The following is a 24,733-nucleotide window of genomic DNA, read 5'->3' as shown; positions in this document are numbered from 1 at the left end:
GTTCAGCGACGCAGTTCGAAGCGATCGTTGTCCATCACCTGGTGCCAGGCGGCGACGAAGTCGTCGACGAACTTACGCTTGGAGTCGTCCTGGCCGTACACCTCGGCTAGGGCCCGCAGCTGCGAGTTGGAACCGAAGGCCAGGTCGACGCGGCTCGCCGTCCACTTCTGCTCGCCCGTCGCCCGGTCGACGCCGACGTAGGTGCCGTCGGGTCCCGGCTTCCAGTCGATCTCCATGTCCAGGAGATTGACGAAGAAGTCCTGCGACAGAGTGCCCGGATTCTCGGTGAAGACGCCCAGCGGCGAATCCTGGTGGTTGGCACCCAGGACGCGCAGACCACCGATCAGCGCGGTCATCTGCGGGGCGGTCAGGCCCAGCAGCTGTGCCCGGTCGACCAGCAGGTACTCGGCCGGGATGGGCGCATCGTCGGCGACGTAGTTGCGGAAGCCGTCCCAGCGGGGCTCCATGGCCTCGAAGGACTCCACGTCGGTCTGCTCCTGGACGGCGTCGGTGCGGCCCGGGGTGAAGGGCACGGTCACCTCGACGCCGGCCTGGCGGGCGGCCTCTTCGATGGCCGCTGCGCCGCCGAGCACCACGATGTCGGCGAAGGAGACCTTCTTGTCCCCGTGCCGCAGGTGGCCGATCATGCCCTCGGTCGAGTCGTTGAACTGATCGGCGATGCCCTCGAGCACCTCGATGGCCCGCGCCAGCTCGGCGGGCTCGTTGACCGCCCAGTCGCGCTGCGGATCCAGCCGCACGCGACCGCCGTTGGCGCCGCCGCGCTTGTCACTGGAGCGGAACGACGCGGCCGAGGCCCACGCGGTCTTGACCAGCTGGCCGATGGTCAGGCCGGACTCGAGGATCTTCTTCTTCAGGGCCTTGACGTCGCCGTCGTCGATCAGTTCGTGATCGACCGGCGGCACCGGGTCCTGCCAGATCAGCGTCTCGGTCGGGGCGAGGGCACCGCGGTAGCGCGAGATCGGTCCCATGTCGCGGTGGGTCAGCTTGAACCACGCGCGGGCGTAGGCGTCCTCGAACTCCTTCGGGTTCTCCAGGAACCGGCGGGAGATCTTCTCGTAGATCGGGTCGTAGCGCAGCGCCAGGTCGGTGGTCAGCATCATCGGCTGATGGCGCTTCTCCGGGTCGGCCGGGTCGGGCACGCTGGTGGATCCGGCGTTGTCCTTCGGATGCCACTGCTGGGCGCCCGCCGGGCTCTTGCCCAGCTCCCACTCGTACCCGAAGAGGGTCCAGAAGAAGTTGTTGTCCCAGGTGACCGGGGTGCTGTTCCAAGCGCCTTCCAGTCCGGAACTGACCGCGTCGGCGCCGACGCCGGTGCGGGTGGGGTTCTTCCAGCCCAGGCCCATGGTCTCCAGCGGCGCGGCCTCGGGCTCGGGGCCGAGCACGTCGGCCGGGCCGTTGCCGTGGGTCTTGCCGAAGGTGTGGCCGCCGGCGATCAGGGCGACGGTCTCCTCGTCGTTCATCGCCATGCGGCCGAAGGTCTCACGGATGTCCACCGCCGCCTTGAGCGGATCCGGGTTACCGTTGGGGCCTTCGGGATTGACGTAGATCAGGCCCATCTGGACCGCGGCCAGCGGGTTGTCCAGGTCGCGCTCACCGGTGTAGCGCTCGTCGTCGAGCCAGGTGGTCTCCGGACCCCAGTAGACCTCCTCGGGCTCCCACTTGTCGGTGCGGCCACCGGCGAAGCCGAACATGGTCATCCCCATCGACTCCATGGCGTAGGTGCCGGCGAAGATGATCAGGTCGCCCCAGGAGAGTTTCGCCCCGTACTTCTTCTTCAGCGGCCAGAGGAGGCGGCGAGCCTTGTCCAGACCGGCGTTGTCCGGCCAGCTGTTGAGCGGGGCGAAGCGCTGCATACCGTGCCCGCCGCCGCCGCGGCCGTCGCTGATGCGGTAGGTGCCGGCCGCGTGCCAGGCCATCCGTACGAACAGGGGGCCGTAGTTGCCGTAGTCGGCCGGCCACCACGACTTCGAGTCGTGCATGAGCGCATCCAGGTCCGCCTTGAGCTCATCGAGGTCGATGCTCTCGAAGGCGGCGCCGTAGTCGAAGCCGGGGTAGGGGTCGCCCTCGACCGGATTCTCGGCGAGGAGCTTGAGGTTGAGCTGGTTGGGCCACCAGTCGCGGTTGCCGCCGCCTTCCGACGGCGGGCGCAGGCCGCCGTGGACCGGGCAACCGGCGGTGCTGTCGTCGATTTCGGCGAGGGGCTGTTCGTCGGACACAGGATTTCCTTTCGGTCGGCCGAGCTGTTCGGCCGACGAGTAGGTGGAGCTGACGGGGTCGATGGAACGGGCAGGGTCGGTGGAACCGGATCGGGACGGACGGTCAGAGTGGTTCGCGGGGGTGGTCGTGGGCGGATCGCCGGCGGGCGGCGCACTCGGGGCAGCGCCCCCAGTACACGACCTCGGCCTCGTCGATCTCGAAGCCGTGGTCGTGGGCGGCGGTCAGGCACGGGGCCTGGCCCAGTGCGCAGTCGACGTCGCGCACGTCACCGCAGTCGCGGCAGACGACGTGGTGGTGGTTGTCGCCGATCCGGGTCTCGTAACGCGCGGCGTGACCGGACGGCTGGATACGGCGGACCAGGCCGGCGTCGGTGAGCGCGCGCAGGACGTCGTAAACCGCTTGCCGGGAGACCTCGGGCAGCGCCGCGCGCACCGAGCCGAGGATGGTCTCGGTGACCGCGTGGGGCGTCTCGGAGACCGCCGAGAGGACGGCCAGCCGCGGCCGGGTCACTCGCAGACCGGCCCCACGGATGGAGGCGGTGAGCGTCTCGGTGTCGGCCATACCCACATCATGCCTCAGTTATCTGGACCAGGTCCAGAATATAGAGAAATTGGTGTCGGAAGTCCCGGTTCACCGGCGCCGGGATCGACGCCGGTGAGGAATCGGCGCGGCACGTCCACCAGCATGGTGTCGATGGTGGCCTGGGCGATCCCGTGTGCGCGGAGTTCGGGGATCACCCGCTCGGCGATCTGGCGGTAGTTCCAGTCGGGAGCTGCCGTGGCGATCCTGGCGGGGTCGAACCAGTCGCTGTAGCAGAAGGCGCTCTGGGACAACACCAGCCGATCGGCGTGCCCCGATTCCAGCAGGGCGAGCAGCGTCGCCATCCGCGTCTCGTGGGGGAGCAGGAGGTCGACGCCGAAGTGGTCCAGCCCGAGGAGGGAACCGGCATCGGCCAGATGGCGCAGGTAGTCCAGGTCGCCGGTGTCTCCGGAGTGAGCCAGCAGCACCCGCCGCAGATCCACGCCTTCCTCGCCGAGGATCCGCTGGGCGACCAGACCTGATTGGGTGTGCGGGTTGGTGTGCACCACCACCGGTGCGCCGGTCTCCACGCTGGCCCGGCCCACGGCGCGCATGATCCGCTCGACGCCCGGGGTGAGCCCCTCGGCCTCGATGACGCAGACCAGGAAGGCGGCCTTGATCCCGGTGCGGCCGATCCCGACGGTCAGGTCGCGCACGAAGGCCTCGACCAGCGGTTCGGGCGAGTCGAAGCCCAGCCCGGGGCCGGTGTAGTGGAACTGCAGCGGCAGGTCGCTGTAGGTGAACAGGCCCGTGGCGACCAGGACGTTGAGGTCGATCTGATCGGCGACGCGGCGCACCCGCTCCACGTTGCGGCCCAGACCGGCCACCGAGACGTCGAGCAGACTGTCGAAGCCGAGTTCTTTGACCTCGGTCAGCCGCCGCACCGCACCGGCGACCTGCTCCTCCTCATCCCAGTCGACGAGGAAGTTGAGCCGGAAATCGTCGTTCAGGACGAAGACGTGTTCGTGAGCCAGAACCGCGCCGAGTGCCGACGGGTCGATCGGCCCCGTCACGGTGTTGATCGTCTGCATACCGTCCTTCGTCCAACCCCCCGATGAGTCGCCTCACCCCCGTGGACTGAAACACTAGGTGCGCAGGTCCCGGAGCGGACGCGATTGGCCACCTCCGCAGCCCCGGACCGCTCCCGGCGGCGCACCGCCGGGTGTCGTAGGGTGACCGCATGCTTCGCACGGGACAAACCTTCGCCGGCTTGCGAATCGTCGGATCGCTCGGGGTCGGACCTGCCGGTGAAACCTACCTGATCAAACCCCCTCAGGGCGCGCAGGAGGACATCCTGCTGCTGCTGCCGGAGTCACGGGGCAGCGACCCGGCCTATCGCCAGGCCTTCTTCACCACGGCCGCACAAGCGGGCAGCCTGGATCATCCGGCCGTCGTCGCGATCCGCGGATACGGCGAGGAACAGGGACGGTTGTGGATCGCCACCGAGTATCTGCTGTCGCCCACGGCCGAGGCGCTGGTACGCCAGTCCGGACCGTTGAGCGTCCAGGACGCGGCGGCCGCGGTCATCGCGGTCGGCGGCGCCCTCGATCAGGCGCGCGCGCGTGGGCTGGCCCGGTCGGAGGTGGCCCCGTCGGACGTGCTCGTCGCCGACGGACCGGCCGGACGGCGCTATCGGGTGACCGGATTCGGGATTCCGGAGGCGGGCGGACCGGCCGGGCAGCGCGCCGACCAGGCGGCACTGGGGGAGCTGGCCACCTTTCTGCTCAGCGGCGGAGCCTCGATCGGCCAGCGGGTCACCACCATGCGGCCCGAGCTGTCGCCCGAGGTGGACGAAGTCCTGGCCCGGGTGCGGCGGCCGGCCGGTGAACGCTACGAGTCCTGCGGCGACTTCGCCGCCGCCCTGGCGACCGCGCTCCTCGGCGCCGAGGGCACAGCACTCGCTCAGACCCTGAACGAGCCGACTGTGAACGAACCGACTGCGAACGAGCCGACCAGGGTCGTCGGCGGTCCGGCCGGTGCGACGATGCCGGGCGCGACGACGCCGATCACGCCGGGGCAGGGTGCGCCGGGAGCCGGTGCCGCGGTGCCACCGGCCGTGCCGCCCGCAGGCGGCGCGCCCGGTCACGGCGCGACGATGCCGGCGTACCCCGCCGTCGGTGGACCGCCGCCGGGATACAGTCCTGCCGGTCCGATTCCGCCTGGCGGTCCGATTCCGCCCGGCTTTCCGGCGGGCGGCCCGGGCGGCACCGGCGGCTCGAGCGGGAACCGCACCGCCGTGCTGATCGCCGGCGGTGTGCTGATCGCCCTGATCCTGGTGGTCGGGGTGACCCTGGCGCTGGTCCTTCCCGGCGGCGGAGACGACGAGACGACGACCGCATCCAGTTCGTCGAGCACCTCGCCCAGCACCAGCGCGTCTCCCTCCAGCAGCGTTGCCAGCGATCCCGCCGTGGTCGGCGGCGTACCCACGGCGTGCGTTGCGGGCAACGGAACGCGGCGCGGCACGTCGCCGAACCTCGAGGCCGGACCGATCCGCATTCCGAGCGAGGCCCTCCCGGCGGGCTGGTCACCCGACCCCGGTGGCCAGATGCCGTTCCTGGTGCGATCGGACGGCATCGTCGTCTCCCGCCCGGCCGGTCAGAACTGGCAGGCGCAGTTGCTGGTGGGCGCGCTGCCGGCGGACTTCACCGGCGATCTGCGCGCCATCGGCCGCAAGATCATCGAATGCCTGCCGGACATGCCCGGATATCAGAACACCAACCCCCGCACCCCCGTGATCGACAGTGAACGGGAGGACCATCCTGAGGACAGCGACATGCAGGTGCTGATCTTCCGCGGAAAGGTGCCGGTCTCGCGGGGCGCCATCACCTCGGACGACTTCACCCTGCTGATCGCCGACACCACACCGCGCTCGATCTCACTCGGTTACTCGGCCAACAACGACCCGCTGAGCCGTGGCGAAGTGGACAAGGCGATCGCCCGGACCCAGGTCATGACGCGCTGACGCGCGGAGTCCACGTGCGGACCGTGTGCACCACGACCACCGCCGCGACCATGACCCAGGCGTAGACGAACAGCCAGCCGATCACCGAGAAGACCACGCCGAGGGTGCCGAAGCGCGCCTCGGCGTTGGTCAGGATCGGCACGAAACCGATCTGCGTGAGAAGAAAGAACAGTGCCACGGCCGAGCCGATCGCCACGCCGGTGGCCAGCACGTCCCGGCCGCCGACCCGGCCGGCGGTGAGCAGTCGGGTGACCGCCGCCCAGACCAGTGCCCAGAGCAGCAGGCTCAGCGCCGTCTCGATCACCATGGTCAGGCCGTAGGGCCAGCTGCGGATGAGGAAGACCTCCACGGTGATCCCGGCGACGATGGCGGCGATGATCAGCGGCCACCGCCACCAGCCGGCGATGCCGAGCCGGGGGTACTCCCAGACCTCGGCGTACATCCGGTCGAGGGCGCGGGAGAACGATGTCGCACCGATGACGGTCATCAGCACCCCGGCGATGCCGAAGGAGGCGACGGTGGCGTCGGAGGTGAACGACGAACCGGTGTCCAGCTCCAGCCACTGGCTGCTGATGCGGTCGAGCGCGCGCTCGATCGGCCCCCGGCCGGGCATCGAGGTGATCAGGATCAGCACCGGCAGGATCGACGTGAAGGCCTGGCCGGCCAGGGTCATCGCCCGGTCGGTGACGTTGGCGCGGCCCAGTCCGGTGAGGACGGCGACGACGACGGAATCGCGCAGCCGCGCACCGGCGGCGGCTGCACGCTCGCGGATCTGATCGGGCTTCACGGTGCACACCGCCGGTCGGTCACGCGGTCCAGTATCGCCTGCCGGGATACGGAACAATGACAGACATGCCCACCGCTTCGAACCAGGACCCGCAGGCCGACGACCACCCCGCCGTGCCGGCCGACAGCCACGATCTGATCCGCGTACGGGGAGCCCGGGTCAACAACCTGAAGGACATCGACGTCGACCTGCCCAAACGGCGGCTGACGGTGTTCACCGGGCTGTCCGGCTCGGGCAAGAGCTCGCTGGTCTTCGGCACGGTCGCGGCCGAGAGTCAGCGGCTGATCAACGAGACCTACAGTTCGTTCGTCCAGGGGTTCATGCCGACACTGGCACGGCCCGACGTGGACGTCCTCGACGGGATCACCACCGCGATCATCGTCGATCAGGAACGGATCGGCGGCAATCCGCGCTCGACGGTCGGCACCATCACCGACGCGAACGCGATGCTGCGCATCCTGTTCAGCCGGCTCGGAGAGCCGCACGTCGGACCGTCCACCGCGTTCTCGTTCAACGTGCCGTCGGTCAGCGGCAGCGGTGCGATCAAGGTCGGCGACAAGAAGGCCACCAAGGCCAGCTTCGAGAGCCTGGGCGGCATGTGCCCGCGCTGCGAAGGGATGGGCACCGTCTCGGAGATGGACCTGACCCAGCTGTACGACGCCGAGAAGTCGCTCAACGAGGGCGCGCTGACCATTCCGGGCTACAGCGCCGACGGCTGGTATGGGCGGATCTTCAGCGGCTGCGGCTATTTCGATCCGGATACGCCGATCAAGGACTTCACCGATACCGAGCTGGACGCCCTCCTGTACAAGGAGCCGACCAAGATCAAGGTCGACGGCATCAACCTCACCTACGAGGGATTGATCCCGCGCATCCAGAAGTCCATGCTGAGCAAGGACATCGATTCGGTCCAGCCGCACATCCGGGCCTTCATCGAGCGCGCGGTGACCCAGACCGTCTGCCCCGAGTGCGACGGCACCCGGCTGGCCGAGCACGCCCGCAACAGCAAGATCGACGGGCTGAGCATCGCCGATGCGTGCCGCATGCCGATCGTCGACCTGGCGGCGTGGGTCGACCGGCTCGACGATCCGCGGGTGGCGCCGCTGCTGGAGAATCTGCGTGCCACCCTCTCCTCGTTCGTGGAGATCGGCCTGGGCTATCTGGCCCTGGAACGTCCCACCGGGACGTTGTCGGGCGGAGAAGGCCAGCGCACCAAGATGATCCGGCATCTCGGTTCGGCGCTCACCGACGTCACCTACGTGTTCGACGAGCCGACGGTGGGACTGCACCCGCACGACATCTCCCGGATGAACGACCTGCTGCTGCGCCTGCGGGACAAGGGAAACACGGTGCTGGTGGTGGAGCACAAGCCGGAGGTGATCGCGATCGCCGACCACCTCGTCGACCTCGGGCCCGGGGCGGGCACCGGGGGCGGGCAGGTGTGCTTCGAGGGCGACCTGGCCGGTCTGGAGGCCGCCGACACGGTCACCGGCCGTCACCTGCACCACCGTGCGGTCCTGAAACCGCAGGTGCGCGAGGCGTCCGGGACGCTGGAGATCCGCGATGCCTGCGCCAACAATCTCGATCACGTCGACGTCGACGTTCCGCTCGGCGTGCTGGTCGCGGTGACCGGCGTGGCGGGGTCGGGCAAGAGCTCGCTCATCCACGGTTCGGTGTCCGGGCAGCCGGAGGTGGTCGCGATCGATCAGACCGCGATCCGCGGCTCGCGCCGCAGCAATCCGGCCACGTACACCGGTCTGCTGGAACCGATCCGGAAGGCCTTCGCCAAGGCCAACGGTGTGAAGCCGGCGCTGTTCAGTGCGAACTCGGAGGGCGCGTGTCCGGTGTGCAAGGGCGCCGGGGTGATCTACACCGACCTGGTGACGATGGCCGGGGTGGCCTCACCCTGCGAGGATTGCGGCGGCAAGCGGTTCCGGGCCGAGGTGCTGGAATACCGCCTGGGCGACGGGGATTCGGCCAAGGACATCAGCGAAGTGCTGGCCATGACGGTGGAGGCGGCTCGCGGCTTCTTCGCCGAGGGCGCGGCGCGGACGCCGGCCGCGTCCAAGATCCTGGACCGGCTGGCCGACGTCGGGCTCGGCTACCTCACCCTCGGTCAGCCGCTGACCACGCTGTCCGGCGGCGAGCGCCAGCGCATCAAACTGGCCACCGCCATGGCCGACAAGGCCGGGCTGTACGTGCTCGACGAGCCCACCACGGGCCTTCACCTGGCCGACGTCGACCAGCTGCTCGGCATGCTCGACCGGCTGGTCGATTCGGGCCGGTCGGTGATCGTGATCGAGCACCACCAAGCCGTGATGGCGCACGCCGACTGGATCATCGATCTGGGTCCCGGCGCGGGCCAGGACGGCGGCCGGGTGGTGTTCGAGGGCACGCCGGCGGAGTTGGTGGCCGATCGCTCGACGCTGACCGGCCAGCACCTCGCCGACTACGTCGGGGCCTGAGCGCAGAAGGCTCGGGCCTCGACTCGAGGCCGGCTGTCGGATCAGGCCGGGAGGGGCTGCGGCCGGCCCACCGGACTTCCGGTGCCCTTACCGGTGTACTGGGACAGGTAGTGGCCGAAGACGATCAGGCTCAGGAAGGCCGCGAGGGTGCACCAGATCGACGAATAGTCGGCGGCCTTGATGATGGCGGCGATGGTCATGGCGACCAGATTGCCCACGCCCAGCGCGATCACCCAGCGGTACGAACTCATCATCGGCCCGAAGCAGGTGGCGAACACGTAGGGCACGGCCAGCCAGACGCCGCTGAACGGCGCCCCCAGTTCGTAGGCCAGGTTGCTGTCGATCACCTGGACGCCGATCTCGGGTTGCACCGAGAGATACACCATGTAGAGCGCCAGGGCGCCGCCGATCACCATCGGCCACCGCAGCCAGCCGCGGCGGCGCCGGTCCGGCTCCATCAGCCACACCGCCCACGGCACGTAGATCGGCAGCAGCGCCCAGGCGAACATCACCCACATGTGCACGCCCCAGCCGGAGAGCTGGGCGTCGGACGAGCCGTCGAGCTCCAGCCAGGTCCACCCTTCGAGGGCCTGGTGGGCGGCGAACAGCAGGGGGAGGGCGGCGAACGGCAGCTGCCGCTTGTCCCGGACCAGGGCGAGGGTGGCCACACCGGCCACCCCGATCACACCGGCGCCGATGAAGCTCGAGGTCGCGTTGAAACACATGAGCTCATCGTGGCATCCCGGCCGGTCAGTCCCCGGCGGGCGCGCCGATGATCGCGGGGCCGGGCCGCACCGTCAGGCCGGCGCCGCTGAGGGTGCCCGTCGCCTCGAAAGTGCGGTCGTAGGCGGTCGAGGAGATCCGCCAGCCGTCCGGGGTGCGTCGGTAGGTGTCCCGGTAGAAGGCGGCACCGATGATCAGCACGTCGTACTCGGGGACCATGACGCGGTCCTGCAGATACCAGCTGCCGGTCGCGGTATCGCCGTCCACCTCGATCATCGGGTGGCTGACCCGGTGCTCGGTGACCATGTCCGGCGGCATCGCCTGCCGGAGATACTCGGTCAGCTCGGTGCGGCCGGTGAAGGTGAGCGGTTTGCCGTTGATCTTGGAGCCGTACCCGGCGTGGACGTCCTCGGTGAGGGTGTCGGCGAAGGCCGTCCAGTCCCGGGTGTCCACCGCGCGCAGATACCGGTACTTGAGGTGTTCGATCGCGCGGATGTCGTCGGCGTCGGTCATGACAGGCTCCTTCGGAACGGCTCGACGCAGCAGTGCAGGTGCATGCCGGGGTTACTGCACGTCGGGGATGGGCAGGGCGAAGTTCGGTGCGGCCAGGCCGCCGTCCACCTCGACGACGGTGCCGGTCACGTAGGCGGCGGCCGGACTGGCCAGGTAGACCGCGGCTGCGGCGATGTCTTCCGGTTCGCCGAGGCGGCGCAGCGGGGTGGCGGCCTCGATCTGCCCGCGCAGCCCGTCGTCGGCGGCCACCACCTCCAGGGCCGAGGTGGCCACGGCGCCGGGCGCGATCGCGTTCACCCGGATCCGCGGACTCAGATCTTGCGCGGCGAGCTCGGTGTAGTGCGTCAGGGCCGCCTTGACGGTGCCGTAGGTGAGATAGCCGCGGTCCGACAGCCGCCCGATGGAGGAGGTGATGTTCACGACGCTGCCGCCGTCCTCGTTCTTGAGTAGGTGCGGGACCGCCGCCAGCAGTAGCGCATGCGCCGTCCCGACGTTGAACGCGAAGGAGCCGACCAGGTCGCGCACGCTGGTGTCCAGGAACGGTTTCGGCATGGCGCCGCCGACGTTGTTCACCACCGTGTCGAGCCGGCCGAACTCGGCGATTGCGGCTTCGGCGAGTTCCCCGGGATCGGCGGTGGCCAGGTCGAGCGGCACAGCCAGAGCGCGGCGGCCGGTCGCCTCGACGGCACCGCGCACCCGTTCCAGATCGTCGGCGGTGCGGGCGGAGATCACCACGTCGGCGCCTGCCTGTGCGAAACCCACGGCGATCGCGGCGCCGAGGCCGCGCCCGGCCCCGGTCACCACCGCGACGCGGTCGTCCATTCGAAATCGATCCGTCAGCATGCCGCACCCTAACCCGGGGCCGGCCCCGGCTGCAGGCTGATTCGCCAGGTGCGGCACCGGGGTCGGCTAACCTGGCCGGGTGCCGGCTTCCCGTCCCTCGGCCGCGGCCGCGGCTGCCTCGCTGGAGCGTCATCAGGTCGCCTGCTACCTCGGGGCGATCGCGGTGGCCGCGGCGGCGGGAGTACTTGCTCCGCAGACGTTCTCGTCGCTGAGCGTGCTCATCACCCCGTTCCTGGCGGCTTTGCTGTACGTGACCTTCCTCCAGGTTCCGGTGGCCGCGATGGGGCGGGCGATGCGCGGCGGGCGGTTCCTCGGCGCCGTGCTGGTGCTCAACTTCGTGGTGGTTCCGCTGGTGGTGGCCGCCCTCTTCGCGCTCGTGCCGTCCGAGCGCGGCGTGCAACTGGGGGTGCTGCTGGTGCTGCTGTGCCCGTGCGTCGATTACGTCATCGTCTTCACCGGTTTGGCCGGCGGTGACGAGCGGCGGCTCCTCGCCGCCACGCCGGTGCTGCTGGTGGTGCAGATGGCTCTGTTGCCGCTCTATCTGTGGGCCTTCCTCGGGCGGGAGCTGACTGCAGTGGTCCAGGTGCGGCCGTTCCTGGAAGCCTTCGCGGTGTTGATCGTGCTTCCCCTGTTGCTCGCGTGGGCGACTCAGTGGTGGGCCCGGCGGACCCGCGCCGGCCGTCGTGCCGAGTCGGGGGCGACGGTGGCCATGGTGCCGCTGATGATGGCGGTGCTCTTCACCGTGGTGGCCTCACAACTGCCCCGCCTGGACGGCTGGCCGACCGGTCTGGGGACGGTGGCCGGAATCTATGCACTGTTCGCGGTCGCGATGACGATCTTCGGCGTTGTCACCGCCCGAGGGCTGGGACTGGACACGCGAGGTCGGCGCGCCGTCGTCTTCTCCGGAGTGACGCGCAACTCGCTCGTGGTGCTGCCGCTGGCGCTGGCCCTTCCGGGGCCGCTGGCACCGGCCGCGGCGTCGGTGGTGGTGCTGCAGACGCTGATCGAACTGGTCGCCATGGTGGTCCTGGTCCGGCTGGTGCCCCGCCTGGTCCCCGGGCCGGTGGGCTGAGCGCCGGGCCCGGGGAACCGCGATCGGTCTCAGGCCACGTGCTCGGCGACGGTGGTGGTGGCGCCGATGGTGGCCGGTGCCGCGGTCATGGTGCGCAGGAACGCGTGGGCCTGCCGGTCGCCGCGCGCCGCCATCCAGTCGCGGCCGCCGGGCAGGAAGCCGACGCCGGAGCGGACGAGATTCCGCGGGAGGGCGAGCAGCGGATACCAGGGGAGTGTGCGAGTGGGCAGTCCGAGCGTGGCCATGGCCTTCGGGCCAAGGAAAGCGGCGCTGATGGACAGGTGCTGACGGCGGGCCCAGCGGCGGCGCAGAGGGCTCAGATGTCGGTACTGCCAGTGCATCGGATCGTCCGCCATGGGCTTGGCCAGCCGCTTGCTGGTCTCGTCGGGGGTGGCCAGTGCCGCCGAGGTGTGCATCAGCAGACGGATCGCATCGCGGAAGTCGTTGGGCAGCAAGTCGTCCCGGATACCCATCAGCCAGCCGACGTACCGGGTCAGATGGGCGATGGCACGGTACTCGGCGGGCCGGTTGACGATACCCATCCCGAGGCCGCCGAGGCTGGGGGCGATCAGCGAGCCGACGATGGTCGCCGCCATGTCGGTCTGGTTGATGGGCAGTCCCCACTGATCGGCGTCCCAGTCGGGCATGGCGCCCACGTGCCGGCGCACCATCGAATGGATGAACCGGACGCGGACGGTGGACCGGTAGCCCGGGCCGAGCGGCGCGAGGCCCCCGGCCGCGATCACGTCCATCGCCCACTGCGAGGTCTCGGCGAACCGGGTGTTGGAGCCCTTCTCCAGAGCCCCGGTGCGCAACAGCGTCTGGTTGAAGCCGGCGAACTGATATCCGCCGAGCAGGGCGACGTCGCGCGCGATGTACAGGCCGTCGGCGCCGCCGCTGCGCATGGCGGCCGCCGCAGTCTCCAGCTGATCGGCATCGACCCACTCCGGGACGGACTCCAGTTCGTCGAACAGTGCTCGTAGCGGGGCCGGGGCGTTCTCGACGCTGTCGATACCGCGCGCCAGGGCCTGCTCGAAGAGCGGCCGGACCAGCGCGGAATCCTGTGTCGACATCCAGTCGGCGAACTCGTCCATCAGTGGATCGCCGGCCATCAACAGCTCGCCCAACTGCTGGAAGCGGGCGGGATCGGGCCCGCGGACCCCCAGGGCGGTGCCGATCGCGGACACTCCCGCGGGGATCGGCACCGGAGCGTCGGGATGTCGCCGGGGAATGGTGTGTGCCATGGCGGAAGGCTCCTGTCGGGACGGCGCAGCTCTTTGGGTAACGCGTGTTGTCCGAATATAGGCTCGGCTAGAATTCGCTGTCAATGGCACGTGGAACGGTGATTCGGGACTACGGCGGCGTGAGCGCAGGCGACCGCCGGGCCGCGCGGCGCGACAAACTGATCGCCGCCGCCCGACGCGCGTGGGGTGCGCAGGGGCTCGGGGCGGTGACCGTCCGCGGTGTGGTCTCCGAAGCGGGGCTGACCAACCGCTACTTCTACGAGCATTTCCCGAACCGGGACGCGGTGATCGTGGCCGTCGCCGATCAAGTGCGCGAGGAGATGTTCACGACCCTGGTCGAGACCAGCATGGGAGCGGAGGGTGACGTGGAAGCCCGGCTCGAGGCGGCGCTGACGGTCTTCCTGCGGGGCATCGCCGAAGATCCCGAGCGCCAGCGCATCCTGACCACGGAGGTCGGGCAGATCGCGGGGCTGGAGAACCGGCGCCGGGAGACCTTCGAGCTGCTCGCCGCCCTGATTCTGGAATACGGCCCGCAGGTCCCGGGCTTCACACCGGTGGTCGATGCCGCGGCGCGCCGGCATGCGCAGTTCGTGGTCGGCGGGGTGAACCAAGTGATCGACGGCTGGCTGGCCGAGCGCGACATCCCCGTGGAAGATCTCGCCCGCGTGTGCACCGAGCTCTGCATGGCCGTCACCGCCGTCGGCGACCTGCGGTGACCCGAGTGCGCCCGCTCGCCGGGCACGGCACGGCGATGGTGACGGTCTTCCTCGGCGGCCTACTCGGGGCCCCCGCGCGGTACGGGGTGGATGTGGCACTGCCCTCCGGCCCGGACGGCTTCCCCTGGTCCACGTTCACGGTGAATCTCGTCGGCGCCTTCGCGCTCGGGCTGCTGCTGGAAACGCTGACCTCGTCCGGGTGGCGCGCCGACCGTGTGCGGCGCGCGCGGCTGCTGCTCGGCACCGGATTCCTCGGCGCCTTCACCACCTACAGTTCCTTCGCCGTCCAGTTCGATCAGCTGGGCCGGCACGGACAGGCGGGACTGGCCGCGGCCTATGCGGCCGCCAGCCTGGTCTTCGGTCTAACCGCTGCGGGCCTGGGTCTGTGTGCCGCGCAGGCCGTGCGGCGTCTCCGGGGACCCGATCCGGAGAGGGGAGTGGGCCGATGACCCTCGCGCTGGTATTCGGTATCGGGGTCGCCGGCGGTCTGGGCGCCGTCGCCCGTTACGCGCAGGACACACTGGTGACGGCCCGGTACGGCCGGGGCGTCGGCTGGGGCACTCTGAGCGTCAACGTGGCCGGCAGCCTTCTGCTCGGCATGATCACCGGGGCGGCCCTGTTCGGCGGCGAGTCCGGTGGCTGGCGCCTGGTGCTCGGCGTCGGCTTCTGCGGCGGCTACACCACCTTCAGCACGGCGATGGTCGACGTGGTGACCCTGGCGCGGGACCGGCGCTGGGGGGCGGCTGCGGTCAACCTGCTCGGCACGCTGGTCGCCACCGTTGCGGCGGCGGCGCTCGGATTCTGGGTCGTCTCCTGAGCCCTATTGACTTTCCCGACTGGAAAGAGGAACGTTACTTTCCGACAAGGAAAGTGAGTGATCGTGATGAACGAAGCGACCGGCGACAACGCTCGATCGGCACTAGAGGCCGTCGACCGAGTGCAGCAGAAGGTCTCCGACGACGTCGGTCTGCCGCGCTGGTACTGGTGGATGACCGCGGCCGGCTGGATCGCTCTCGGGGTTCTGGGCAGCCTCGCTCCGGTGTGGGCTGCGGTGACCGGGACCGTGCTCTTCGGCGCGCTCAACGCCACCTTGGCCGGGCGTCTGTACGACGGCACTCGCGGTACGGCGGGAGTCCGGTTGCGCCGGAGCGCCGTGAGCCGTCGGCTGCCGTGGCTGATCATCGCCATCCTGGTGGCCGGGGTGCTGGTCACCGTCGGCGTCGCACTGTGGCTCGACGCGGACGGAGCGGCTCACGCGGGAATCATCGCGTCCGTCGCGGTGGCGGCGGTCATCGGTTTCGGCGGCCCGGAGATCCTGCGGACGCTGCGGCACTGGGCGCACGCATGAGTGCGCGTTTCGACGAGCTGATCCACCCGAGCACCCGGCTGGCTCTGGTGGCGGCGCTCGCCTCCACCGACTGGGCGGAGTTCGCGTTCCTCAAAGATCGACTCGAGCTGTCCGATTCGGCCCTGTCCAAACAGCTCACGACACTGGAGAAGGCCGGCTACGTGGCCACCGAGAGGCGATTGACCGGGCGCCGGCACACCGTGCGCGCCCGCCTGACGCCCACTGGGCGAACGGCGTTCACCGGGCATGTGGCCGCGCTGCGGGAGATCGTCGCCGCCGCCGGGGACACCGAAACCGTGACCCCGTAATCGCCGGCCGGGTCGTCGTACGCTACCTTCCGCCCGATGTGACCAGGCTGTGGTCACATCGGACGGAAGGTCGTTTCATCGGTGATGACGGGCAGGGTGACGCCGGCGACGGGGGAGCCGACGACGCCGACGGAGACCTCCGTGTACTCGATGCCGACGTCGGTGGTCCAGTCCACCTTCACGTCGGGCTCGTCGGACGACGGCGCCGGTCCTTCACCGAGAGTCAGCGTCAGGATCAGCATGTACTGATTGAAGCCCTGCCTGCCGGGTGCCACGGTGAGGCTGCGTGGCGGGCCGTCGAAGTGGAAGGTGCCGGTGACGCTGAGTCGGTGGACACCCTCCGGCCCGGGCATGCGGGTGAGACGTGCCTGCCAGTCGTCGCCGAACCTCATGGGGGACTCGCTTCCACTCGTGGCCGTGGTGGCGCACCGGAGCGCACCTCGATGAGCTCGAGCCTAGGTCACCCGTCGGCGCCGGTCAGCCGGTCGGTGAGCAGGCCGGTCACCGGCCCGCGGTCCGGTGCCGCGAATCGGTCGACCACCGGAGGCGGCGAGGGCATAGGCTTCGGACATGGGTGAAGTGAATGCGCTTGTGGCGCAACAGGGCGACAGCGGCGACATCGAGCTGGCCCACCAGCGGGTCGACGAGAGTTTCCTGCCGGACGGGGCGGTGGAGATCGACGTCGCCTATTCGAGCGTGAACTACAAGGATGCGCTCGCGGTGACACCGAAAGGCGGAGTCGCCCGGGACTACCCGCTGATTCCGGGGATCGACATCGCGGGCACGGTGCGGGCGAGCACGTCGGCGGACTTCAGCGTCGGTGACGCCGTCGTCGCACACGGCCGCGACATCGGCACCGCTCGGCACGGCGGCTACGCCGAAGTCGCGCGTGTGCCCGCCGACCTGGTGGTTCGCCTCGACGGTCTGACCACCGCCGAGGCGGCAGCCATCGGCACCGCCGGGTACACCGCGGCGATGAGCGTCGAGCGGCTGATCTCCTACGGGATCACACCGGACGACGGTCCGGTCCTGGTGACCGGTGCCAGCGGCGGCGTCGGCAGCGTGAGCGTCGATCTGCTGGCCGGGGCCGGGTACGAGGTGGTGGCCTCGACCGGAACCGACAGTGCTCACGAGTTGCTGCGTGCGCTCGGGGCCGCCCAGGTGATCGGCCGGGTGCCGCCGGAGGGGGAGAAAGTGCGCGCCCTGGGCAAGGCGCAGTGGGCCGCCGCCGTCGACTGCGTCGGCGGGACGACGCTGGCGTACATCGCGAGCACCCTGCGCTACGAGGGCGTGGTGGCAGCCTCCGGCCTGGCCGGCGGCGCGGACCTGCCCACCACCGTCCACCCGTTCATCCTCCGGGGTGTGACCTTGGCCGGTATCGACTCGGTGCAGCAGACGATCGACCGGCGCCGGGCGCTGTGGGCGCGGCTCGGGGACGACCTCAAGCCCCGCCATCTCGACGCGGTCACCACCGAGGTGGACGTCGCCGCACTGCCCGGAACGCTCCGGACCATCCTGTCCGGGGCGGTCACCGGTCGGACCCGGGTGCGGGTGGCCGGCGGGTTCTGACCGCCCGAACGGCGACGCGGTGACCGGTCCCAGCGGACCGGTCACCGCGTCTCCGGGATGGTGCGGGGTCAGCCGGCCCGCACCGCCGCCTCGATCCGGGCGCCGATGTCGGCGTCGACGTTGCGCCAATACTCGAAAGCACGCTCGAGCACGGGCTCGGTGACGCCGGCGAGCAAGTGCCCGGCGGCGTTGGAGACCAGGCGTTCGCGCGCGTCGTCGTCGAGCACCTCACGTACCAGCGTGCCCGCCTGTCCCCAGTCGTCGTCCTCGGCGTGCAACTCGTAGGCGCTGCGGACCAGTTCGCCGTCCGCCGCCCACTGCGGCTCGGCCTGGCCGGGATAGTCCGCGGCCGGACCGCCCTTGGAGTTGGGCGCGTACACCGGGTCGTGCACCGGGTCGATGCGCATCGCCCCGTCCTTGGAGTAGCTGTGCACGGGGTTGATCGGCCTGTTCACCGGGATCTGCTGGTAGTTGGGCCCGATCCGGGCGCGGTGGGCGTCCGGGTAGGAGAAGACCCGGCCGAGCAGCATCTTGTCCGGGCTGAAACCGATCCCGGGCACCACGTTGCTCGGGGCGAAGGCCGCCTGCTCGATCTGGGCGTGGTGATCGACGGGGTTGGTGTGCAGCGTCATCTTGCCCACCCGGACCAGGGGGTAATCGGCGTGCGGCCACACCTTGGTCAGGTCGAACGGGTTGAATCGGTAGGTCTTCGCGTCGTCGAACGGCATCAGCTGCACGTGCAGCGTCCAGCTCGGATGGTCGCCGCCGGCGATCGACTCGAACAGGTCACGCGTGTAGTGATCGGGATCGGTCATGGTGAACCGGTCCGCCTCTTCGCCGGTCAGGCACTCCACCCCCTGGTCGGTCTTGAAGTGGTACTTGACCCAGTGCTTCACGCCCTCGGCGTTGACCCACAGGTACGTGTGCGAGCTGTACCCGTTCATGTGCCGCCACGTGCTCGGCGTACCGCGATCGCCCATCAGCCAGGTGACCTGGTGGGCGGTCTCGGGGGAGAGGGACCAGAAGTCCCACTGCATGTCGTGGTCGCGAAGGTTGTTGTCGGCGCGGCGCTTCTGCGAGCGGATGAAGTGCTGGAACTTGAGGGGATCGCGAAGGAAGAAGACCGGCGTGTTGTTGCCGACCATGTCGTAGATGCCCTCGTCGGTGTAGAACTTCAGCGCGAAGCCGCGCGGATCGCGCCACGTGTCAGGGCTGCCGCGCTCGCCGGCGACGGACGAGAATCGGGCCAGCATCTCGGTCTTGGCGCCGGGCTGGAACAGGCTCGCGCAGGTGAACTCGGAGACGTCGTCGGTGGTCTCGAAAGTGCCGAACGCGCCGCTGCCCTTGGCGTGCGGCTGGCGCTCCGGAATCCGCTCGCGGTTGAACTGCGCCATCTGCTCGATCAGGTAGTGGTCGTGCAAGACGATCGGACCGTTGGCGCCGACGGTGAGCGAATACTCGTCGCTGCCGGCCGGTGCTCCGGAATCGGTGGTGGTGTATGGACGTTCCGTCATCGGTTTCGCCTCCAGGGCTCGGCTCAGCGGGGCTGAGATGGGGTCTCGGAGCCGAACGAGCCCCCTCAATCCGGATGGTACGTCAGCAGGACGGTCCCGTCAGGGGTGTCGCCAGGACGGGGTCCTCCGCCCCGGCGAGGCGATGAATGTGCAGTTCAGAGGGTTAGCATCACCTTGGTTGCGGTGCGCTCGTCCATGGCGCGATAGCCCTCGGCCGCCTCCTCGATGGGGAGGGTCAGATCGAAGACCACGCCCGGGGCGATCTGTCCGGTCATGATCGCTTCGACCAGGTCGGGAAGGAACCGGCGCACCGGCGCCGGACCGCCGTGCAGGTGCACGGTGGAGACGAACAGATCCGAGCCGTCGAGCTCGACGTCGTGCGCCACCCCGACGAAGCCGACGTGTCCGCCGGGCCGGGTGGCGCCGATGGCCTGCTGCATCGACTCCTGGGTGCCGACGGCCTCGATGGTCGAGTGCGCACCGTAACCTCCGGTCAGTTCTTTGATCTCGGCGATCCCGGCGGCGCCGCGTTCGGTCACGATGTCGGTCGCGCCGAAACGGCGCGCCAGTTCCTGGCGGTCGGCGTGACGGGACATGGCGATGATCCGCTCGGCGCCGAGCTGTTCGGCGGCGAGGACGCCGAGCAGACCCACCGCGCCGTCACCGACCACCGCGACGGTCTTGCCCGGACCCGCACCGGCCGCCACGGCGGCGAACCAGCCGGTGCCCAGGACGTCGGAGGCGGCGAGGAGGGACGCGGTCTGCTCGGGAGTCCGCTCGGCGGGGATCTTCACCAGGGTGCCGTCGGCCCAGGGGATCAGTGCGTAGTCGGCCTGAGTGCCGATACCGCCCATCATCACCTGATGGATGCAGCGGGACTGGTAACCGTCCAGGCAGATCTCGCAGGTGTTGTCCGAGGCGACGAAGGAGCCGACCACGTGATCGCCGACCGCGAGATCGTGCACGTCGTCACCGATCTGCTCGACCACGCCGAGATACTCGTGGCCCATGCGCGCCGGCTTCCCGATCTCGTTGAAACCGCGGTAGGGCCACAGGTCCGACCCGCAGACGCACGTGGCGGTGACGCGGATGACGGCGTCGGTGGGCCGGGTGAGGGTGGGCTCCTCGACCTCCTCGACGCGGACGTCGCCCGGGCCGTACATCACTACTGCGCGCATTCGTGCCTCCAGGGACTCGGGGTGGGTCGCCTTCGACTCTATGTCCGCGAGGCGGTCCCCGCGCGCTCAGCGGTACTGGGCCGCGTACTCCGGGTTGGGCCGCATGTCGACGGCGCCGGCCATCCGGTTGGTCATGTTGTAGAACGCGGCGGTGGAGGCGATGTCCCAGATGTCCCGGTCGGAGAAGCCGGCCGCGCGCAGGCCCTGCCGGTCGGCCTCGTCCATCTTCGAGGGCTGCTCGGTCAGCTTCTCGGCGAACTCGAGCATCGCGCGCTGCCGGGCGGGCAGGTCGGCCGCGCGGAAGTTCATCACCAACTGCTCGCCGAGCGCCGGGTCGCCGGACAGCTGCCGCACGGCGGCGCCGTGCGCGGTGAGGCAGTAATAGCACTTGTTGACCGACGAGACGACGACCGCGATCATCTCGCGCTCGAGCTTGGACAGCCCCGAGTCGCCGAGCATCAGGTCGTTGTACATGGCGGTGAAGGCGGTGAGTTTGGCATCGTCGAAGGCGTAGGACGCCAGCACGTTCGGGACCATGCCGAGCTTCTCCTGGCAGATCTCGAAGTAGCGCCGGGTGTCGGCACTGAGCTCCTGCGGGGGCAGGTCCAGGGCGGTGACCTTCTCGGGCAGGGTGAACTTCTCGGACACGGCTCTTCCTCTCGTCGCGGACCGCGTCGCACTGTGTGCAGCGGTCCACCCGGATCGTAGCTGTCCGAGCGCTTGCTCGGCGCCGGGACCACGGTCGCCGAGACTGGGTCAGGTGAGGGCGCCGAGCACCAGGTGCAGGGCGTAGGACGTGGCGAGCGTGCGGACCATTGTGCGGTCGCCGGGGAAGGTGCGGGTGACCGTGGCGGTGGGGCGGCCGTCGATCGCCAGACCGAAACACACGGTGCCGACGGGCTTGCCCGGGACCTGGCCCCCGGGACCGGCGATGCCGGTGGTGGAGACGGCGATGTCGGAGCCGGCGACCGAGCGCGCGCCGTCGGCCATCGCGGCGGCGACGGGCTCGCTCACCGCCCCGAGTTCGGCGATCAGATCGGCGGGGACGCCGAGGACCCTGATCTTGACGTCGTTCGAGTATGAGACGACCCCGCCGAGGACGTAGGCCGAGGAGCCGGGGCGGTCGGTGAGGCGTGCGGCGACCAGGCCGCCGGTGCACGACTCCGCCGTCGCGATGGTGCGGCCGGTGAGCGCCCGCGCCAGGAGGTCGTCCACGGTCGCGCCGTCGGGGGAGAAGATCTGCCCGGAATGTTCCTGCAGCAGAAGTGTTTTCAGGGCGTCGTAATGGGCGGCGGCGCCGCGCGGGAACCGCGCATCGATCTCGACCTCGCCGCCGCGCATGCAGGTGGTGAGCTCCAGGGTGTCGTAGCCACCGATCTCCTCACCTGCTCGGCGCAGGGTGGCGGCCAGATCGGGTTCAGAGAGCCCGTAGGCGCGCATCGTCTCGTGGACCACGTCGTCGGCGCCGGCCAGGACGCCGGCGACGGCAGGCTGGGCGAGAGCGGCCGGCCACATCGCCCGCAGTTCCCGGGGCGGCCCGGGAAGGATCAGGATCGCCGGGTGAGTGGGCGAAGCGGGTATCGCGACACCGGGCGCGGTCCCGGTCGGCGGGATCGCGGCCGCTCCGGCCGGCACCAGGGCCTGTTTGGCGATGCCGGCGGTGAGGGCATCGGAGAGCTGGTGATCGTCGGCGAACCGGCGCCACCGCCGGATGATCTGGGTGATGTGCTCCTCCACCTCCGGGTCGCGAATCACCTCGAGACCGCAGAAGGCGGCCACGGTGGGGACCGTGAGGTCGTCGGCCGTCGGGCCCAGGCCGCCGGTGGTGACGATGAGGTCGAGACCCTGACCGGTGAGGAAGCGCAACTGCTGCGTCATGTCGCCGGGCCGGTCGCCGCAGATGGTCACGTGGGCCACGTCGACGCCGAGCTCCAGCAGGCGCGCAGCCACCCACGGCCCGTTCTGGTCGGAGATCTGGCCGCTGAGGACCTCGGTACCGGTGACGATGATTCCTGCACGCACGCTCACCCCGCCGAGCCTAGTGCCCCGCGGCATCGGTGGTCGTGCTGCGAGCGGGGTCGGACCGTGCCACGGCCGCTGCCTGCACCAGCGCACGCCGGTGCTCCTTCGGCGTCCTGCCGAACCACCGTCGACAACTGCGAGTGAGGGAACTCTGCTCGGAGTAGCCGAGTTGCGTGGCGATCGCCGACAGGGGGACGTTCGGGTTGGCGAGCATGCCGCCGGCGGTGTCGCGGCGGACTTGATCCACCAGTGCGTCGAAGGTGATGTCCGCGGTGCCGAGCCTGCGCTGCAGGGTGCGCGGATGCATCGCCATGAGCGCCGCGACGCGGGGCAGTCCGGCCGCGCCCACCGGGAGCGATCGCTTGATCGCGGCCGCGACCGTGTCTTCGAACGAGGTATATCGGTCCACGCCGGCCATCAGCTGAATCGCGAGGTCGTGGGCGAGCGGATCGACCTGAGTGATCCGGTGATTCATGAGCTCGGTGTGGACGACGATCGTGTTGCGCGGCGCTTCGAACTCGACGGGAGCACCGAAGTGCTCCAGGTACGCCTCGCGCTCGGCGATCGGTGCGTGGACGAAGGTGACGCGCACGGGCTGGAATGCGGGTCCGGCGATCATCTTGACCGTGCTCAGGGTGACCCCCAGGGCGAGTTCGGTGATGTGATCGCGAGCCGGCACCCGACGCAGCACGATGTCGAACTCGTAGGCGGTGTGATCGCCGTCGGCGCGTACAGCGGTGGCCAGTGCCGGGCTGTACACGTGCGCATGCTCGGTGACCGCCTGCAGAGCGGCGCCGACGGTGGTGGCGTTGCGTGCGGCGATGGCGATCGGCCCCAGGATGTCCGGATGCTGTTGAGCCGCCAGCCGGAGCGCGAAGTCCGGGGTGCGGAGTTCGGCCGCCGCCCGACCGAGCAGCGCGGACACCGCGGTGAACGGCACGAAGCGGTCGTGCGCACCGACGACGGCGGGGTCGATGCCGACGCCGCGCAGCAACCTGTCGGCGTCGCCTCCGAGTTGGTCCGCGAGTTGGGGGAACCGACTGAGCGAGGAGGCGCTGATGAGATCGGCCATGTGTTGAAAAGTAAAAAAGTATGGCACCAGATGTCAAGCAATCGGCGCGGCTCGGGTGTGACGATGAACTCATACGCCACAGACGGCGGTGACGATCACCTCAATGAGGAGGACCCCATGACCTCAACAGACACCACTCGCACCTCTCTGTTCATCGGCGGCCGATGGCGCACGCCGGCGACGACCGACACCATTCCGGTGATCTCGCCGCTCACCGAGGAGCAGACGGGGACCATCCCGGCGTCGTCGACCGCCGACGTGGATGCCGCAGTAGCGGCCGCCCGAGAGACGTTCCGCAGCGACTCGTGGCGCGCACAGAGCCATGCCGAGCGCGCCGACATGATGCGCCGCTTCGCCGACGCACTGGAAGCGCGGGCCGAGGCCCGGGCTCATGCGGTCACCGCGGAGAACGGCATGCCCATCGCGCTGGCACGCTTCGCCGAGGGGGCGGCACCCGTCCAGCTGCTCCGCTACTACGCCGATCTGATCGAGGCGGCCCCGCGCGAGGAGCGCCGGAACAGCCAGCCGATGCCGGGCACCACCGTGGTGCGCCGCGATCCGGTCGGCGTCGTCGCGGCCATCGCACCGTGGAACTTCCCGGCCGTCCTGTCGATGTTCAAAATCGCTCCCGCGCTGGCGGCGGGCTGCACCGTGGTCCTCAAGCCGTCCCCGGAGACCACCCTGGACTCGTATCTTCTCGCCGAGGCGGCCGTGGAGGCCGGACTGCCGGCGGGGGCGATCAACATCGTCACCGGCGGCGCGGAGACCGGCCGCTACCTGGTGGCCCATCCCGGCATCGACAAGGTGGCGTTCACCGGATCCACCGCCGCCGGCCGACAGATCGGCGCGGTGTGCGGCGAGCTGCTGCGGCCGGTCACCCTGGAACTCGGCGGCAAGTCCGCGGCCCTGGTGCTCGACGACGCCGACCTGGAGGCGACGGTCGCCGGCCTGCCTGCGGCGTCGCTGCTGAACGCCGGGCAGACGTGCTACATGTCCACCCGCGTGCTGGTGCCCCGCACCGCGTACGACTCCTACCTCGAGGCGATCACCGAGATGGCACGGAGTCTGCCGATCGGCGACCCGCTGGACGAGGACACCTTCATCGGGCCGCTGGTCAGCGACCGCCAGCGCCGCCGGGTCCTGGACCACATCGAGCAGGGCCGCGCCGACGGCGGCACCGTCACCACCGGAGGCGGCGCGCCCGCCGGCATCGACCGCGGCTACTTCGTGGCGCCGACCGTCTTCGGCGGAGTGGACAACGGCAGCGCGATCGCACGCAACGAGATCTTCGGCCCGGTGCTCACCGTGCTGTCGTACGACGACCTCGACGACGCCGTCGCGATCGCGAACGATTCGGAGTACGGGCTCGGCGGCACCGTCTGGACCAGCGACGAGGAGCGCGGTCTGGACGTGGCGCGCCGGGTGGAGACCGGCTCGTTCGGGGTGAACACGTTCAACCTCGACTGGGGTTCGCCGTTCGGCGGGGTCAAGGCCAGCGGCCTCGGTCGCGAACTGGGCGCCGAAGGGCTGGCCGCCTATCAGCAGACCAAGTCCATCTTCCTTCCGGCCTGACGACAGAA

24 protein-coding genes are annotated in these 24,733 nt (G+C 69.9%); 10 read left to right on the top strand and 14 right to left on the bottom strand.

Features of this window, described 5'->3' with window-relative positions; all coding sequences use genetic code 11:
* Nucleotides 1-2: 2 nt before the first annotated feature.
* The 3 genes from katG to ABD732_RS14915 form a co-directional block, all read right to left on the bottom strand.
* Nucleotides 3-2,237: a catalase/peroxidase HPI gene (gene katG / locus ABD732_RS14925; protein WP_344785131.1), complete on the bottom strand. Its 2,235-nt coding sequence runs from the start codon at nt 2,235-2,237 to the stop codon at nt 3-5.
* 103 nt (nt 2,238-2,340) lie between these two features.
* Nucleotides 2,341-2,799 (bottom strand): Fur family transcriptional regulator, encoded by a 459-nt coding sequence (locus ABD732_RS14920; protein WP_344785129.1) that lies wholly within the window; start codon nt 2,797-2,799, stop codon nt 2,341-2,343.
* 14 nt (nt 2,800-2,813) lie between these two features.
* Nucleotides 2,814-3,848 (bottom strand): phosphotriesterase family protein, encoded by a 1,035-nt coding sequence (locus tag ABD732_RS14915; protein WP_344785127.1) that lies wholly within the window; start codon nt 3,846-3,848, stop codon nt 2,814-2,816.
* 149 nt (nt 3,849-3,997) lie between these two features.
* Between ABD732_RS14915 and ABD732_RS14910 the strand changes: the two genes are divergently transcribed.
* The gene (locus tag ABD732_RS14910; RefSeq protein WP_344785125.1) at nt 3,998-5,779 is read left to right on the top strand and encodes a serine/threonine-protein kinase; all 1,782 of its coding nucleotides are present in this window, start codon (nt 3,998-4,000) and stop codon (nt 5,777-5,779) included.
* On the opposite strand, the gene ABD732_RS14905 is transcribed toward ABD732_RS14910, so the two are convergent.
* Entirely contained in the window at nt 5,766-6,566 is an 801-nt protein-coding gene (locus ABD732_RS14905; RefSeq protein WP_344785123.1) for a hypothetical protein, read from the bottom strand. The genes ABD732_RS14910 and ABD732_RS14905 overlap by 14 nt on opposite strands.
* 65 nt (nt 6,567-6,631) lie before the next feature.
* Here ABD732_RS14905 and ABD732_RS14900 point away from each other — a divergent pair, with 65 nt between their 5' ends.
* A complete protein-coding gene (locus ABD732_RS14900; protein WP_344785121.1) occupies nt 6,632-9,031 on the top strand; it encodes an ATP-binding cassette domain-containing protein in 2,400 nt (799 codons plus the stop codon).
* A 41-nt stretch (nt 9,032-9,072) separates the two neighbouring features.
* Here the strand turns inward: ABD732_RS14900 and ABD732_RS14895 are convergent, their stop codons facing one another.
* Genes ABD732_RS14895 through ABD732_RS14885 form a run of 3 tightly spaced genes read right to left on the bottom strand, consistent with a single transcriptional unit; the run spans nt 9,073 to nt 11,110 of the window.
* Nucleotides 9,073-9,756 (bottom strand): DUF6629 family protein, encoded by a 684-nt coding sequence (locus ABD732_RS14895; protein WP_344785119.1) that lies wholly within the window; start codon nt 9,754-9,756, stop codon nt 9,073-9,075.
* A 25-nt stretch (nt 9,757-9,781) separates the two neighbouring features.
* Complete coding sequence (locus ABD732_RS14890; protein WP_344785117.1) at nt 9,782-10,267, bottom strand: nuclear transport factor 2 family protein; 486 nt, start codon at nt 10,265-10,267, stop codon at nt 9,782-9,784.
* A gap of 51 nt (nt 10,268-10,318) precedes the next feature.
* Nucleotides 10,319-11,110 (bottom strand): SDR family oxidoreductase, encoded by a 792-nt coding sequence (locus ABD732_RS14885; RefSeq protein WP_344785115.1) that lies wholly within the window; start codon nt 11,108-11,110, stop codon nt 10,319-10,321.
* 79 nt (nt 11,111-11,189) lie between these two features.
* On the opposite strand from ABD732_RS14885, the gene ABD732_RS14880 reads away from it, so the two are divergent.
* Nucleotides 11,190-12,182 (top strand): arsenic resistance protein, encoded by a 993-nt coding sequence (locus ABD732_RS14880; RefSeq protein WP_344785113.1) that lies wholly within the window; start codon nt 11,190-11,192, stop codon nt 12,180-12,182.
* A 29-nt stretch (nt 12,183-12,211) separates the two neighbouring features.
* Here the strand turns inward: ABD732_RS14880 and ABD732_RS14875 are convergent, their stop codons facing one another.
* Nucleotides 12,212-13,426 carry an oxygenase MpaB family protein gene (locus ABD732_RS14875; protein ID WP_344785110.1) on the bottom strand — a complete coding sequence of 405 codons (1,215 nt, stop codon included), beginning with the start codon at nt 13,424-13,426 and terminating at the stop codon, nt 12,212-12,214.
* Nucleotides 13,427-13,509: 83 nt separating this feature from the next.
* Between ABD732_RS14875 and ABD732_RS14870 the strand changes: the two genes are divergently transcribed.
* The 5 genes from ABD732_RS14870 to ABD732_RS14850 are packed head-to-tail and all read left to right on the top strand — an operon-like array spanning nt 13,510 to nt 15,798.
* A complete protein-coding gene (locus ABD732_RS14870; protein WP_344785108.1) occupies nt 13,510-14,142 on the top strand; it encodes a TetR/AcrR family transcriptional regulator in 633 nt (210 codons plus the stop codon).
* Nucleotides 14,139-14,591, top strand: a complete 453-nt coding sequence (locus ABD732_RS14865) for a fluoride efflux transporter FluC (RefSeq protein ID WP_344785106.1) — start codon at nt 14,139-14,141, stop codon at nt 14,589-14,591. Before ABD732_RS14870 ends, ABD732_RS14865 begins: the two co-directional genes overlap by 4 nt.
* Nucleotides 14,588-14,959 carry a fluoride efflux transporter FluC gene (locus ABD732_RS14860; RefSeq protein ID WP_344785104.1) on the top strand — a complete coding sequence of 124 codons (372 nt, stop codon included), beginning with the start codon at nt 14,588-14,590 and terminating at the stop codon, nt 14,957-14,959. The genes ABD732_RS14865 and ABD732_RS14860 overlap by 4 nt, the downstream gene beginning before the upstream one ends.
* A gap of 57 nt (nt 14,960-15,016) precedes the next feature.
* Entirely contained in the window at nt 15,017-15,490 is a 474-nt protein-coding gene (locus ABD732_RS14855) for a hypothetical protein (RefSeq protein WP_425553061.1), read from the top strand.
* Nucleotides 15,487-15,798 (top strand): winged helix-turn-helix domain-containing protein, encoded by a 312-nt coding sequence (locus tag ABD732_RS14850; protein ID WP_344785102.1) that lies wholly within the window; start codon nt 15,487-15,489, stop codon nt 15,796-15,798. Before ABD732_RS14855 ends, ABD732_RS14850 begins: the two co-directional genes overlap by 4 nt.
* A gap of 53 nt (nt 15,799-15,851) precedes the next feature.
* Here ABD732_RS14850 and ABD732_RS14845 read toward each other — a convergent pair whose 3' ends face one another.
* The gene (locus tag ABD732_RS14845) at nt 15,852-16,190 is read right to left on the bottom strand and encodes a hypothetical protein (protein WP_344785100.1); all 339 of its coding nucleotides are present in this window, start codon (nt 16,188-16,190) and stop codon (nt 15,852-15,854) included.
* 178 nt (nt 16,191-16,368) lie between these two features.
* Between ABD732_RS14845 and ABD732_RS14840 the strand changes: the two genes are divergently transcribed.
* Nucleotides 16,369-17,367, top strand: a complete 999-nt coding sequence (locus ABD732_RS14840; RefSeq protein ID WP_344785098.1) for an acrylyl-CoA reductase family protein — start codon at nt 16,369-16,371, stop codon at nt 17,365-17,367.
* Between the two features lie 68 nt (nt 17,368-17,435).
* Here the strand turns inward: ABD732_RS14840 and ABD732_RS14835 are convergent, their stop codons facing one another.
* From ABD732_RS14835 to ABD732_RS14815, 5 genes are all read right to left on the bottom strand, one after another.
* Complete coding sequence (locus ABD732_RS14835; RefSeq protein WP_344785096.1) at nt 17,436-18,881, bottom strand: catalase; 1,446 nt, start codon at nt 18,879-18,881, stop codon at nt 17,436-17,438.
* A gap of 155 nt (nt 18,882-19,036) precedes the next feature.
* Entirely contained in the window at nt 19,037-20,059 is a 1,023-nt protein-coding gene (locus tag ABD732_RS14830; protein WP_344785094.1) for a zinc-binding dehydrogenase, read from the bottom strand.
* Nucleotides 20,060-20,125: 66 nt separating this feature from the next.
* Nucleotides 20,126-20,707, bottom strand: coding sequence for a peroxidase-related enzyme (locus ABD732_RS14825; RefSeq protein WP_344785092.1), 582 nt, complete (start codon nt 20,705-20,707; stop codon nt 20,126-20,128).
* Between the two features lie 108 nt (nt 20,708-20,815).
* Complete coding sequence (locus ABD732_RS14820; protein ID WP_344785090.1) at nt 20,816-22,087, bottom strand: competence/damage-inducible protein A; 1,272 nt, start codon at nt 22,085-22,087, stop codon at nt 20,816-20,818.
* Between the two features lie 10 nt (nt 22,088-22,097).
* A complete protein-coding gene (locus ABD732_RS14815) occupies nt 22,098-23,153 on the bottom strand; it encodes an AraC family transcriptional regulator (protein ID WP_344785088.1) in 1,056 nt (351 codons plus the stop codon).
* A gap of 117 nt (nt 23,154-23,270) precedes the next feature.
* Between ABD732_RS14815 and ABD732_RS14810 the strand changes: the two genes are divergently transcribed.
* Entirely contained in the window at nt 23,271-24,725 is a 1,455-nt protein-coding gene (locus ABD732_RS14810; protein ID WP_344785086.1) for an aldehyde dehydrogenase, read from the top strand.
* Nucleotides 24,726-24,733: the final 8 nt, after the last annotated feature.

The organism is Gordonia caeni (assembly GCF_039537105.1).
Taxonomy (GTDB): domain Bacteria; phylum Actinomycetota; class Actinomycetes; order Mycobacteriales; family Mycobacteriaceae; genus Gordonia; species Gordonia caeni.
The sequence above is the reverse complement of the archived record's forward strand: the minus strand, read 5'-3'. Positions and strand labels throughout refer to the sequence as shown.